Genomic DNA, 14,104 nt, shown 5'->3' on the forward strand with positions numbered 1-14,104 from the left:
AAAGTAATAACTACATTATAATCGAAATAAAATTGTGAGGTGCTATATATGAATAAAGGTGGTAAAATTGTTGGAATAGTCGTTTTGTCTATTTTAATATTTGTCAATTTAATAAAATTATTTGTAACAGCTATAACATATATGATTGCATCACCTGGTGCAAGTTTTGAGTCTGGATATATAGTTGGATCTTCAATAGGCTCTGTTTTGTTCATTGCTCTATTAATTTTCGGGATTGTCAAAATAGCAAAATCTTTATCTAATAAATATTAAATAAAGATTGTCAGTTGAGTGTTATACTCTTTGATTACTAATAAGATTTTGTATTGAATTAATGGTTTTAGAAATGAAAGGTTGTTTATATGCTTATATTAATTTCTATTTTTCTTGGTTTAATTGCTTTTATTGTAATATTAATTTTAACTGAATTAATTACTGTTATCTCTGGTTGTTATGGAGATATAGAATTATTTGCTATATGTTTGGTGGGTGCAATAATAATTAGTTGTACTTTCATTGTAATTGCTAAGTTAGATGATCTGAAGAATTCTAAGGATGAATCTAAGGAAGATTTACTATAAGAATCTAATTAATTCATACAAAAGTATAAAATACTACTTAACTTTATACTTTTGTTTTATTGTGATAAAATAATTCTCAACATTTTTTTAAATTATAGGTTTCTATAATTTGCGAATCAATTAATGCCTGGTCATTGTTTAAGAACAGGCATTAATTGTTAATAAATATCTTTTAATATCACGATAACAGTTAATAAAGTTTATAGATAAACAATCGTAAAACGCTATCATAATTTTCTACTAATTCATATCTTTATCAAATTCATCAAGTTGTGTATAACATTGTTATTTATTATTTGGTTCATAATTAGAGTTATTTAACATTTCATCAACTATTGCTAGTAAGTCTTCATCATTTATTGTACCATCGATTACTACATCAGCATCATATTTTTCTTTATCTGTATTTTTCAGCTAGCATATTAAAATAATATCCGTCTATAGCTAAATCAACTAATGTGAACTCATTAGTACGGTTTACATCCAAAAAACCCTCTACAGTAATTATCATCCTTTTAAATTTTATATAGGTCTGCTCATTATTTAGTTTATGAATGCTTTTATCTTAACCAAACAGTGCTTTAGTCAATATTATTTTTAATTAGAATAATACCATATATACAAATTTTAATTAACAATATTTTATTAACTAATTTACATTAAACAAAATTATTTTTGTCGAACTTTATATCCATAATATGACATATTTTTTTGAATAATTGTGCTACAATTGCTATTGTTTCGATCGAAATATATAATTCTAATATGATACGTGTAATTTACTGAAGATTTTTATTTTTTTGTTTAAAATTATCAATTATACTTATTTTACAATTAGAATTATCTTTAGCTAAAGGAATTGCAGATGGTGAATTCTATACTGTACCAGTAACTTACTATGCTCAAGAATAATGTTATTGGTATGGACCAGCTTCAATAAGACAAAGTTTTAAGTTTTCATAAACTAGAGAGTAAGAGTTCTCAACAATTACCAACCCAAACTACCTTAGCTAAACAAGCTGATACAACTAAAGATTGATCTGAAACTAAAAATTTGAGAGATACAATCAAAAATTACAAAAAAATATATAATTTTAGCTCTTATCAAGCTACAGATATAAATAATTGCATTAATCCATTAGCTACATTTGAACGTAGAATAAAAAGCGCTTTAACGTATAAAGAAAATGCTCCAATAGTACTAATTGAGAGAGAAGTAAGTTGGACAAATTAATGAACCATTATAAGACATTAAATGATAACATAATTATATAGTGACATGCTCCCCCACTAAACCTATAAAACGGTTTTGAGGGGGCTTCTTGGGACGTAGTAACCTAATGGTTACTATTATTACCAAGCTCTACGGGTAAGCCCTACCCTGTAATATTTTAATATTGCAACAACAATTTACCTTGATTTTTAATGTTTATACTTGCATTTAGGTCTCTATCTATTGAATTGCCACACTCACAAGTATATACTCTTTCTGATAGTTTCAAGTCTTTTTTTACTGCACCACAAATTGAACAGGTTTTACTTGATGGATAGAATCTGTCTATCTTCACAAGTTGTTTTCCTCTTAATTCAGCTTTATATTTAAGCATTGCAATGAACATTCCCCAACCATTATCAGATACGCTTTTACCAAATTTCAATGCTTGGCTCATACCTTTCATATTTAGGTCTTCTATCGCTATAGCATTGTATTTATTTACTAATTGAGTAGATAGTTTATGTAAAAAATCCGATCTTGAATTTTTGATTTTATAGTGTATTCTTGCCACTTTAGTCTTTTGTTTATACCAATTATTTGAAAACCTTACCATACGTGATAATTTCCTTTGTGCCTTGATAAGTTTAGCTTCTAACATACGAAAAAATCTAGGATACTTGGCTCTTTGGTTTTCAGAGCTAACAAACAGTTCTTTCATTGAAAAATCTAAACCTACTATGTTGCCGTTACTTGGAACTTGAATTATTTCTTTTTCAAATTCAGTAGTAATACTTACAAAATAAGCACCTGTAGGTACTTGACTTATAGTAGCAGATAATATTTTATGATTTCTAGGTATTTCTCTATGAAATTTAGTTTTTAGTAATCCTAATTTTGGGAACTTCAACATACTGCCTTCTATTCTTATTGAATTGTTAGTGTTTTTGGTTGTATAAGATTTGATATTGTTTCTTTTAGATTTGAATCTAGGATATTTAGCTCTCTTTTGAAAGAAATTCTTAAAAGCAGTATCTAAATTCCTAAGTGCAGATTGAAGAGAAACACTATCCACTTCTTTAAGCCAAGTTAAATCTTTTTTCAAAGCTGTTAATTCTTTAGCTTGATTAACATAAGTAGTTGATTTTTCTTCATTCTTGTATAATTCAATTCTTTGATTAAGAAAACGATTGAATACAAATCTAGTACAGCCGAAGGTTTTATGAATTAAAGTCAGTTGTTCCTTATTAGGATATATTCTATATTTGAAAGCTTTATTGATTTTCATAGATTTTCCCTCTTCCTTATGTTATAATTATATCGTAATTCAATTTAGTTGTAAAGGAGTTTTTTAAATGAATAATAGTGAATTCAAAAGCAATAGACATTCAATATACAATCTAAAATATCATTTGGTTGTAATAACTAAATATAGACACAAATGTATTAACAAAGAACTATTAGACGACCTAAATGAAATATTCAAAAACATAATTGAAGGAAAAAACGGAACTATAATCGAATTTAATGGAGAACCTGACCATATCCATTTACTATTTGAAACACCTCCCCAAGTGGAATTAGCAAAATTAGTTAATACTCTAAAGACTGTTTCTTCAAGACTTATTAGGAAAAAACATAGTGAATATTTAAAAGAATATTACTGTAAACCCGTATTTTGGAGTAGAAGTTATTGCATTTTAACAATTGGAGGAGCAACAATAGAAATGATTGAGAAATATATTCGCTCTCAAGCAGGAGTTAAAGATTAAAAACCGTTCCGATTCATCTCCCTCCTAGTTAGAGGAGGGGGTTTTCTCGAAACATCTAGATAAATTTATCATATTTTGATGGAATTATTCCTTCCGAAGTATAAACATACATCTTTTTTACAATTTTATTAAAGGCTGATATATATGAATCACAAATACCATGCAGAGTATTAATCATTTAAAGTAGTACTACCTGCACTATTTCTCAGATTAACATTAATTGTATCAAGGTCACTTCCAAACCAACCTGCAGTTGTTACTTTTAATGTCCCTGTAACCTTTTTTATAGGACTTGATGCATTAGCAAATATATTTATATAAACATAACTAGATGACCAATAAGCAACCTTAACTGTAGAGTAAACTGCTGTTCACCTACTCATTGCATCTCTGTTGTTTATTGCTCTAAGACTTCCATCATTTTCTTGAATAACAATTATTTCTGAGTTATCATTTAGCTTTGTCCGCTGATATTCTACCCATTAAACATAAGATAATAAATAATAAAGTAACCATTAATGCTATTATCTTTCTAACCTCAAGTAATGCTGTTAATTTTCTTTCATTCTACATCTCCCCAATCTTTAAAGCAGCTGCCTTCATATTTTTTATTTTTTCTTTAATTTATTCATATGCACGTCCCTACTAAAAAAGTCTTTTATCTATCTTATGAAATCTATCTAGCATAGTCCAAACTTCTTCTCTATTCTTTTCTGTTTCCTTTTCCTGATCCACCATCACCTGCATTCCAGAAGAAATCACTAAAATAAATAATGCATAAAACCCTTATTGTCTCATGATTAATAAAAAATCCTATAAATTACTACTTAACCCATTATTATTACTGGCTTTACACCGCTTTTTCATGTCAAATACTAAATCTGAACTGATTTATGTCCTAATGCTTTCCTTACATATTCAAGGTCATGGGTTGATTTATATAACCTATTTGCATATGTTTTTCTTAAGCTATGCCCTGTTATGCTTTCAAGATTGATCTCACTATCTAGTGAAACCTTTTTTAATATATCTGAATATGATTTCTCAGTGATATATTTACATCCTCTTCCCTTTTGGCTTGGGAATGCATATTCAATACTGTATTAGCCATCTCTTCATAACAGAAATCTTTATCAATCTTTTTACCTGCGTGAATATATATTCACCACGATATTTAGTTCTCCATGAACGAGTTTCAATTTTCTTAGCTTTCATAGCTATTAATGTAGCCCAAGGCTGAATTATGGTTAAAGCTTTTGATTGCATTTTATTCCCTCACTTTCTATAACTTTGATTTTATCATATTTCTACTTGATAGTTATTCGGTTTTGTTATCTTTACATCATATATATATCAATGTTATAATCCTTTAGTAACATAATTTTCACTATGAAAGGATTGATATTATGTTAGTTTATGCTATCATAACTATTTCTCTAGCTCTTGTGTTTTATACCATAGGTGTATGGTCCGAAAAAATACAAGGTCAACTTAAAAGATGGCATTTGATACTTTTTTGGTTGGGACTTGTATTTGATACAACTGGAACAACTCTCATGAGTTCAATATCCGAAAATACTTCCATACTAAATTTTCATGGAATTACTGGATTACTTGCAATATTATTAATGCTATTTCATGCTGTATGGGCTACTATAGTCTTAACAAAAAATAACGTAAACACGCTAGTAAAATTTCATAAATTCAGCATATTGGTTTGGTTAATCTGGCTCATTCCATTTTTATCAGGAGTAATGATTGGTATGAGGTAGATGAATATAAATATTCAAATACCTCTATTTACTAACCTAACTTTAATTTATTTTAACTATGTATTATAATTTTTTTATCTTTGTATAAGGAGTTGTTTTGATTGAATAAAATTGCATTTTGTTTATCTGGTATTTTAGTAATTCTATGTTTTTGTTGGCTAATACTAATTTCTCTACTTAGTAATTTAGGACAATTTTATGGATATACTACTTTTCCTTTCTTGTTGTCATTGTTAGGAATTGGAACTGGTTTATACCTGTGTAGATATTTTTATAAAAAGGACAAATAGTAATATATTCATTAATGCAGTTAAGAGAAATTTATTTTTGCATTTAGCTGCATTCTTTAGCTGTTTTACTATTAATATAAAATTAATAAGGTGGTTAATCTTCATGAAGTTACTTTTTATAATTTACTATGTATTTATCATTGCTTTTATTAGTGTTGCAATTTATTTAATAATAATCGGTGAATATATAGCATCCCTTATGGCTATATCAATGTGTGGTATATTTCTATGCATCATTTTCCATAATCGAAAACATACTAAAATTATCATTCTTTTTCTTCTTATTTTTGAAATATTTCTATTAGTTATTCAAAAGGTGATTGATCTTAACTAAATACAATTTTTGCCTATACTCTTGCTTTTATCACCTTTAAGAGATAAAATATATTAGAGGTGATAAATAATGAAATTTTTTAAAGATTTTTTTACATTAGGCAAACTTTCAGTATCATACATAATACATAAAATATTTTATATAGGTACTATATTTATAGCTTTCAAAGCATATCTTTTTGCAAAAGGTATCTACCTTACACATACCTATATGAAAGATTTTTCTTATATTGAAAATGGTCAACATTGGTACACTTCTACAGAAGCACAAAATACACCATTGGCGATACTTGGATTCATCGTATTTTTCATAGTAGTTCTTGTTATGTGGAAATTCATTTGTGAATTACTATTGAAATTCTTTAGTTATTTTTCTAGTCATATTAACTAAAATACTCTATACTATTACTACTAAATTTAACTTGGGGTGGCTAATATAACTTTTATCTATACAATCATTGTTTGTTCTGCATTATCATACTTACTTTTTAAATTACAAAAACGATTTTCTTTTAGTAATAAAATACTTCCTAAGTCAAAAGTAATTCGCTTTATTATTGTGGTAACTCTAGTTACAGTTATAGACTCTAAGCTAGATAAGTATATAATCTCTGAATTGATTTATACCATTTTGTCATATTCGTTTTTTACCTTTGGTTTCTTTATACTCTTTAGCTATGAGCAAAACTAATATTTAGCATCTCTTAATTACTTCTTCCATTTTGTTAACTCTTTAAACTTTTTCATGTTATTTAACCTCCTCGATTGACCTTTAATTTCAACCTTTCCTTCTAATAAGTTTTGATATATAATATTATTACTCTAAATGAAAGGTTGACTAATTATGATTATGCTAATATTAATAATTATTGGTTTTATTTCTTTTTTCGGTTCACTCTATGCAATTTCATTACTATCTGCATTATTAGGTTTTAAGGGTAATGGAGAATTTCCTGGAATTTGTTTTCTATGTGCAATAATAATATGCTGTACTTATCTAATCATTTCTAAGCTAAACGAGCAAAAAAATGAATTGAAAGAATACAATGAAAAATCTAATCACGACCTACTAAAATAGTTTTTTCATATTCTCACTCTCAAAAACCTTATCCCCTGTCATCTTAGCAATACACTCTATTCCTAGTATTGCTATTTATCTTATACTATCAGCCTTATTAATCTTTATCTTATATCGCTTATATATTCTTGTATACTTTACTTCCTTGCTGATTCCTCTAGGTTCAAAAATGTATGATCGCTATAGGGGAAATACTTACTTCCATCTTCTCCATTCTTCATCTTCTCCAGTAACATCATAGTATTCTCATACATTTTCTTCACCCGCCTTGTATTTCAAACTCTTTAGGATTAGTCAAGCTAAATTGATTACGATAATTGTACAGTTTTATTTGATTTATTACTAAAGAATGGTAATCGTGACGATCGTTTTTACACAATTAACTATTGTAATAATACTTTTGATTTTAATTCACTAACTCATATAACAGATATTCCTAATGATATACGGAAACACTGTTGTGAATACTATTATACTAATCAATATCTATTTGAAAATACTATTTTACCATTACCATTAGTATTTTTAATTAAAAAGGGACAAATAATATAAGCTAAAAAAAGTAACCTTTATATTAGGTTTACTTTTTTAATTGTCTTAATCATTTTTTTCATTTATAATATTATCATAAGTAAATATGAGGTGATACCAATGATAGCCATATACGCCCGTCAATCCATCGACAAAAAAGACAGCATCTCCATAGAAAGCCAAATAGACTTCTGCAAAAAAGAATTCACCACCGAAGAGTACCGTGTCTACACCGACAAAGGTTTCAGCGGCAGCAACACCAACCGCCCCCAATTCGAACAAATGCTAAAAGATATCAAACACCAAGATATCTCAAAAGTAATTGTTTATAAGTTAGACCGTATCAGTCGTTCAATTCTTGACTTTGCTAAGATAATAGAACTGTTCAAAAAGTATCACGTAGAATTCACTAGTGCTACTGAGAAATTTGATACAAGTACACCTATGGGTAATGCTATGCTTAACATAACTATGGTATTCGCACAGCTGGAACGTGAAACCATCCAGCGACGTATAAAAGACAGCTACTACGCACGAGGCAAAAAAGGCTTTTTCATGGGAGGCAAAACCCCTTACGGATGTATAAAAGAACAGATTGCAATAGATGGTGTCAAGACTTCAACCTTGAAACCCAATCCTGAAGAATATAATGTCCTAATTAAGATATTTGACCTCTACTCTATTTCTGATCTGTCACTAGGTAAGCTTGCTGCATCATTAAACGAAGAAGGCTATAAATCACCTAATGGTGTCAACTGGGACGGACAGAAACTTCAGAGAATCCTACGTAATCCTGTATACGTGAAAGCTGATGCAGATATATACACATATTTTGAAAACAAAGGCTGTAAGATTAACAATGACATATCTGAATTCATTGGTACCAATGGTTGCTATCTCTATGGAAAAAGAGATCGTAACGCAAGTAAGTACACGAATATACAAGACCACGTTCTATCACTGGCATTACATGAAGGATTCATCAATAGTCATATATGGTTGAGTTGTCAATATAAGCTTGACAGCAATAGACAGATCAAGAATAGCGGAAAAGGAAAACATTCCTGGTTAAGCGGTCTAGTGAAATGTGGCTACTGTAATTATGCTATGACTGTTAAGACTTACAAAGATTATAAATATCTATCATGCACAGGAAGAACAAACTATAAAGTATGTGATAGAAAGCAACGAACTCATTATGTATATGAGATAGAAGACTATGTAAAAAACGAACTCACTAAACAATTAGCTAACCTAAAGGCTGTCAAACAAGATACTCCAAAAGAAGTCAGTTATGAACTTAACCAGTTGAAATTACAGCTTATCAATATAGATAAACAGATTGACAATCTAATCAATCAACTGGCACAAGGTAACGAAGTAATAACTAATTATATCAATAAAAAAATAGTTCAGCTGGATTCAGAAAAAAATGATATACTAGAAGAGATAGATAAGCATACTCGAGATGATAAGTTGAGCCAAGAACAGATACTTGATGCAACTAAGGATATCAGTCTCTGGAATGAGCTGACTCTGGAAGAGAAAAAAAGGATTGCTAGAAGATTCATAAACAAGGTTTTCGTCACTGATGACGTGATTAAGATTGAGTGGAAAAGCTAGTAAATATGCAGGTTACAGACTTTGTAAGTTCATCACCCGTGAGTCAACATCCCATTGGATAGTATAATAATTGCACTCCCTAGCTGTTTCTACCAAAGTATCATTATAATCTCCGAAAGGTGGCCTGAATAGTTCCATCTCATATCCAGTAAGACTCTTGACCTTTTCATGAGCTCCCATCAATTCTTCTTTTATGCCTTCTTTTGATAATTGAGACATATGTGGATGAGTACTTGAATGATTCCCTACGTCATGACCAGCAGCTAATATTTTCTTAACATCATCTGGATATTTTTCAACCCACATACTTACTAGAAAAAATGTGGCTTTTATATTATATTCATCAAGTATTTTAAGTAAATCATCAGTATCATCATTGCCCCAGGCTGCATCAAAACTTATTGCAACCTTGCTTTCCTCTGTATCAACACAATATATGGGCAATGATTTTTTGCTAGTGGACATTGTAGTTATTGTTTTTTCAATCAGCATATTACTAAGCATCATTATCGCTAATATAATCAATAATATACCTATAAATCTTATCAATAGCTTCCTATTAAGACGTGTTCTAATCATAATCTATCACACTTCATATAAAATCTTTATTATATTCTATTCCTATTATAATGAAAAAATTAATAAAAGTGAATATCAATAGGATTATAATAGCTCTAACTGTTCTGTTTCTTGTAATCTATAAACAGATAAAGGTGATTTTTCTTTTAAATAAGCCATGTTAATATGACGCTCATTAGTCATAATCTGTCTTTCCCCTCCAACAGCATCTCTTAATCTACAACTATACACTATAGGAAAATAATCAGAAATGAATTTCCCCTGAGCATGAGCAGTTAATGCAATAATCTGAAATCCTAACTTTTCAGCTATAAAAAATACTGGTTCCAGAACATGCTTGCTAGAAGCTTTCCCAAACGGATTATCTAGAATAACTGTACGATTATTCTTTTGGCTTATGTTCAGGTGTTGTTTCTTCTCTGCTAGATAGTTAAGAATCCCTAAGAACAGAGTCATATTTTTACTCCATCTTTCTCCTCCTGACCATTTATTTGAACTTTCCCATGACATAGGAACTTTAGTTATCTTCATATCATTTGTGACCTTACGGCATTTTATCTTGATTGATTTATCTTTTAATACTACATTCAATAAATTTTTTATACTTAATTTTTTTTCAATTAATCGACGAATTGACACTTCGTCACTACTATTTTCTATTTCTCTATCAAATTCATCAATAATAATATCAATATATTTTCTTAATTCCTCTTTCCCCTCTGCTACTTTTATTGTATAAACAATAGTTTTTGCCATATTTTTTTGGTATTCTATAAGATCTTTGTACTCGTTTTTATTTTTTATACCATTTACAGCCATTCCTCTTAATCTGCTGTCATTAATATGTAGATTGCAATAATCAATAAAAGCTTCTCGACTTAATTTAATTCTATTGTATTTTCTATCGCATTCATTTTTGTCAGATTCCAATTCTTGACTAAGTCCTTTCATTATTTCTATCATCTGGTAATTAAAATCTAACAATATTTGTTCTGCTAATACTTCAGTCTTAATAGTCTCACTGAGAAAATTATGTTTTGCGTTTTCAACTTGAAATTTATTATTAACATTTTCTAACAGATCTGTTCTTGCGATAATATTATCAAATTCTCTATTAATATTTGTTTCTAGTTTTTTAATTTCTAGCTTTTCTACTTTTAGTAATTGTGGTATATCATTAATATCAATATTAAATTCACAAGGAGATTTATCTTCTTTTATCAATTCATTAGTAGTTCTTCCTTTTTCCATTTATGTTTACTAATAATCTTATTTATTTTATTAATTTTATTGTTCACCAATTTTATTTCTTTACTGATCTCTTTTATTGTAATTATGAGTTTTTCGATTTCTTCTTCATTATAGACATTTAATAGTTCTAATGGGAAGTCTGCTTCTTTTGATTTATAATCTGCACTTCTTGTGTTTTCACTGAGATTCTCTTCTTCTCTCATTAGATTATCAGAAATAGCACTTCTATTGAAATTTAATCCTCTTAATCTATCTTTTATACTTTTTCTTGATTCACATAAAACTTCAAGGGTCATATTTGAATAATTTACATCACTATTTTTAATTTCTCTATATAATTCATTATCAATTATGATAGCTTTTCTGTTATCTAATTTAGATATAGCAGTATTAATATCATCAATTATATCTTGAATCTTATCAAATTCCATTTGTAATAGTTTTTTATCATTTTTATAAGTCTGTAATAATTTATTATTAGATTTATAAGCCTTCAATTTAGTATTTTTATCATTATTTTTATTGTTAAAATCGATTGCCCTAGTTACACACTCTTCATTAATTCGAATCTCCTGCATATATTTTTCTTTTTCATTATCAATATTTACTACATCTTTACTACACTGATTAATTATATTATTTATCATTTCTTCTTTTTCTTTGAGACTAATTAGTTTCTGTTCTGAATCACTTATGTTTTTTTCCAATTCACTTATTTGTTCATATGGGTAAGTAATAAAAAAATCCTTAGCATGCTTAAGAACATCGTTACAAGATATGTATTCTTGTTCATTTTGTTTTCTAATGCTTTCAGTTTCTTTTGCTAATTTCTCATTAACTGATTTCCATTCGATAAATTCACTTCTAGATATATTATCAATCCATATGCTTGGAAAAACTGGTTTATCTTCTTTTATGTTATTACTCTCGTCATTATAATTCATATATGACTTTATTTGGTCAAGTGTCTTAATGAATATTGGATACATCAATTCTCTTTTATAAGACTCTACCTTTTTTTCTACTACTGGCTTATCTTTACCAGTTGTTATAATGGTAATTGCCCAATATGGATACTTGTCAAATAATATATCTTTCGTAAAATTACCATCATTAATAAGGGATTGTAAATATTGGCTTCCAATAGTTATATATCCTATTTTATTTTTAAGACTATTGACTATTTTCTCCATAACAGGTTCTGCACAAAAAACATCCATATTTTCATATAGATCTTGCAACCTTTTACTAATACGTTCTTTCAATAATGATTTTTCCTTATTATCGTTCAGTAACCTTTGTTTTTCAATTAATCTCTGTAATATACTCTCTTCTTTTAAATATATATTAGAATGGGTATTGATATATTGTCCATGCTCTATTAGTTCTTGATACAATTTTTCTTCTTCTTGTCTTTGTTGATTTAACTCTCTTTTATTTTCTTCAAGTTCCAATTTAGTAGAATAATAATTTTCTTTAGTTTGTTCTCTTTGCACTCTTTTATTTCCAATTTCAGTATTTAGTTCTTTCTTTTCTCTTATAATATCTAGCATTTTATTTTCAAGTTCTGTAAGTCTAGTTTTCCAATCGTGTATACATCCATTGATATTATTAGTATCCAATGGTAATGACATTGTATCGGCGATTTGCTGCATATTTTTTTCTAGCATCTCGATTTGAGCTTCTATCCTATGGATTTCTTCTTTTACTTTATCCTCTTTCAATATAATTGAATCCATTTTGCTATTAATCTGACTATATTCTCTATCATACGTTTCTTTCTGTGCTATTAATTGTTGCTTATCTTTTATAATAATTTGAAGTTCATTTTCATAATAGCCTTTTATATTACTACTATTTAATTCCAGCTTATCTTCCAATTCTGAAATAGATATATCCTTTTCAAACTCCTTCAATTTCTTTTTGAAAAAATCTATTTTTTCAATATTAATTTTTATTTTATTTTGCAATTTAGTCCATTCAATATTTTGTTTTCTCGATTTTAATTTGTTTATTTGTTCCTTATATTTTGATAATAATTTTTCTTCAATATCTAATTTATCGGATTCTTCTTTTAACTGCTCATCAAGAAGTAAAATATTATAGGATAAATCTTTTTGATTATACTCATCTTTTCTATTTATGAGTTTTTCTTTTCGGTCTATATTTTGTTTTTTATTATCTTCATTTTCTTCTGTAAGATTTATTAGATATCTATTAAGGGTTTTAGCTTTTGACTTATTATCATCGTATGTTTTTAGACAATCATCATAATCTTTGAATTCTCTGATAAAATCATCTATATGTTCTTTCACGTTCTTACTTTCTGTTATTTTTTCTTGCAGATATTTATTCTTCTTGAAATGATCCCTTTGTTTTTCAAATGTATCAACAAATCCTTTCGCCTGATTTCCTTCAATGGCTTCTTCTACTACTGGTATCAAAAGATTATTTAATAAAGCAGTTGTTGTCTTGCATTGATTAAAAAATTCATCTACATTACCCTCACTACTGTTAATCAATGCTATTTTACGCCATTCCGAAGGAACAATTTTAAAATGTTCTTCTATATAGCCCCCATATTCATTAATACCATCAAAAACTTTTGCTTGTATGCATTTATTGTTCATACGATGATAGTATTCAGATATCTCCCCTTTACTAGATGGTCGTTTCTTTCCATTTTGCTGCATTATAGAAAAGGGTATTTTTTCTATATCATTTTCACTTTTACCACTATATTCATATACATATTTTACTGAACCTAGCATGTTTTTCTCAATGAATAAACTAGTAGCTGTTATTGCATATCTTCTAGGATGTTCATTAATTATCCATTCAATTGCAATATGTGCTGGTCCACTTTCTAGAGACAATGTATCTTTGATTTTTCTGTTTGCCATATCAATATGAGGAATGATAGCTTGAATTGCCGTTTGGATAAAAACAGTTTTACCTCCACCATTTTCTAATAGAATAGCTCCATTCTGACCATCAAAATCGAAAATCATATCATTGTATCTCTTTGCTCCATTTTCATATATTACGTTTGTGAATCTTATCTTTGAAATTGCGGGCATA

General features: G+C 28.3%; 14 protein-coding genes. 8 read left to right on the forward strand and 6 right to left on the reverse strand.

The genetic code is table 11. From position 1 onward, the window contains the following. The first annotated feature begins 48 nt into the window (after positions 1–48). Positions 49–273: a hypothetical protein gene (locus QMG30_RS02015; protein WP_281811696.1), complete on the forward strand. Its 225-nt coding sequence runs from the start codon at positions 49–51 to the stop codon at positions 271–273. Positions 274–362: 89 nt separating this feature from the next. After that, positions 363–581 (forward strand): hypothetical protein, encoded by a 219-nt coding sequence (locus QMG30_RS02020; protein ID WP_281811698.1) that lies wholly within the window; start codon positions 363–365, stop codon positions 579–581. Positions 582–1,972: 1,391 nt separating this feature from the next. Here QMG30_RS02020 and tnpB read toward each other — a convergent pair. Further along, positions 1,973–3,082: an IS200/IS605 family element RNA-guided endonuclease TnpB gene (gene tnpB, locus QMG30_RS02025; RefSeq protein WP_281811700.1), complete on the reverse strand. Its 1,110-nt coding sequence runs from the start codon at positions 3,080–3,082 to the stop codon at positions 1,973–1,975. Between the two features lie 67 nt (positions 3,083–3,149). On the opposite strand from tnpB, the gene tnpA reads away from it, so the two are divergent. Next, positions 3,150–3,566 carry an IS200/IS605 family transposase gene (gene tnpA, locus QMG30_RS02030; RefSeq protein WP_281811702.1) on the forward strand — a complete coding sequence of 139 codons (417 nt, stop codon included), beginning with the start codon at positions 3,150–3,152 and terminating at the stop codon, positions 3,564–3,566. 875 nt (positions 3,567–4,441) lie between these two features. On the opposite strand, the gene QMG30_RS25210 is transcribed toward tnpA, so the two are convergent. Both QMG30_RS25210 and QMG30_RS02040 read right to left on the reverse strand, forming a co-directional pair. After that, positions 4,442–4,663, reverse strand: a complete 222-nt coding sequence (locus tag QMG30_RS25210; protein ID WP_281813382.1) for a tyrosine-type recombinase/integrase — start codon at positions 4,661–4,663, stop codon at positions 4,442–4,444. Continuing rightward, the gene (locus QMG30_RS02040; RefSeq protein ID WP_281811704.1) at positions 4,659–4,832 is read right to left on the reverse strand and encodes an ASCH domain-containing protein; all 174 of its coding nucleotides are present in this window, start codon (positions 4,830–4,832) and stop codon (positions 4,659–4,661) included. Before QMG30_RS02040 ends, QMG30_RS25210 begins: the two co-directional genes overlap by 5 nt. A 140-nt stretch (positions 4,833–4,972) precedes the next feature. Between QMG30_RS02040 and QMG30_RS02045 the strand changes: the two genes are divergently transcribed. From QMG30_RS02045 to QMG30_RS02060, 5 genes are all read left to right on the forward strand, one after another. Beyond that, entirely contained in the window at positions 4,973–5,338 is a 366-nt protein-coding gene (locus QMG30_RS02045) for an HsmA family protein (protein WP_281811706.1), read from the forward strand. Positions 5,339–6,031: 693 nt separating this feature from the next. Then, on the forward strand, positions 6,032–6,352 hold the full coding sequence (locus tag QMG30_RS02050) for a hypothetical protein (protein ID WP_281811708.1): 321 nt from the start codon (positions 6,032–6,034) through the stop codon (positions 6,350–6,352). A 453-nt stretch (positions 6,353–6,805) separates the two neighbouring features. Then, positions 6,806–7,039 carry a hypothetical protein gene (locus tag QMG30_RS02055; RefSeq protein ID WP_281811710.1) on the forward strand — a complete coding sequence of 78 codons (234 nt, stop codon included), beginning with the start codon at positions 6,806–6,808 and terminating at the stop codon, positions 7,037–7,039. Positions 7,040–7,342: 303 nt separating this feature from the next. After that, a complete protein-coding gene (locus tag QMG30_RS25215) occupies positions 7,343–7,591 on the forward strand; it encodes a type II toxin-antitoxin system RnlB family antitoxin (protein ID WP_353511675.1) in 249 nt (82 codons plus the stop codon). 99 nt (positions 7,592–7,690) lie between these two features. Next, positions 7,691–9,193 (forward strand): recombinase family protein, encoded by a 1,503-nt coding sequence (locus QMG30_RS02060; protein WP_281811712.1) that lies wholly within the window; start codon positions 7,691–7,693, stop codon positions 9,191–9,193. A 12-nt stretch (positions 9,194–9,205) separates the two neighbouring features. Here QMG30_RS02060 and QMG30_RS02065 read toward each other — a convergent pair whose 3' ends face one another. The 3 genes from QMG30_RS02065 to QMG30_RS02075 all read right to left on the reverse strand — a co-directional run bounded on the left by QMG30_RS02065 (position 9,206) and on the right by QMG30_RS02075 (position 14,103). Beyond that, positions 9,206–9,772, reverse strand: a complete 567-nt coding sequence (locus QMG30_RS02065) for a polysaccharide deacetylase family protein (protein ID WP_281811714.1) — start codon at positions 9,770–9,772, stop codon at positions 9,206–9,208. An 84-nt stretch (positions 9,773–9,856) separates the two neighbouring features. Beyond that, positions 9,857–11,023, reverse strand: a complete 1,167-nt coding sequence (locus QMG30_RS02070) for a hypothetical protein (protein ID WP_281811716.1) — start codon at positions 11,021–11,023, stop codon at positions 9,857–9,859. Beyond that, positions 10,993–14,103: a coiled-coil domain-containing protein gene (locus QMG30_RS02075; RefSeq protein ID WP_281811718.1), complete on the reverse strand. Its 3,111-nt coding sequence runs from the start codon at positions 14,101–14,103 to the stop codon at positions 10,993–10,995. The genes QMG30_RS02070 and QMG30_RS02075 overlap by 31 nt, the downstream gene beginning before the upstream one ends. Position 14,104: the final 1 nt, after the last annotated feature.

It is taken from the genome of Vallitalea longa, assembly GCF_027923465.1.
Taxonomy (GTDB): domain Bacteria; phylum Bacillota; class Clostridia; order Lachnospirales; family Vallitaleaceae; genus Vallitalea; species Vallitalea longa.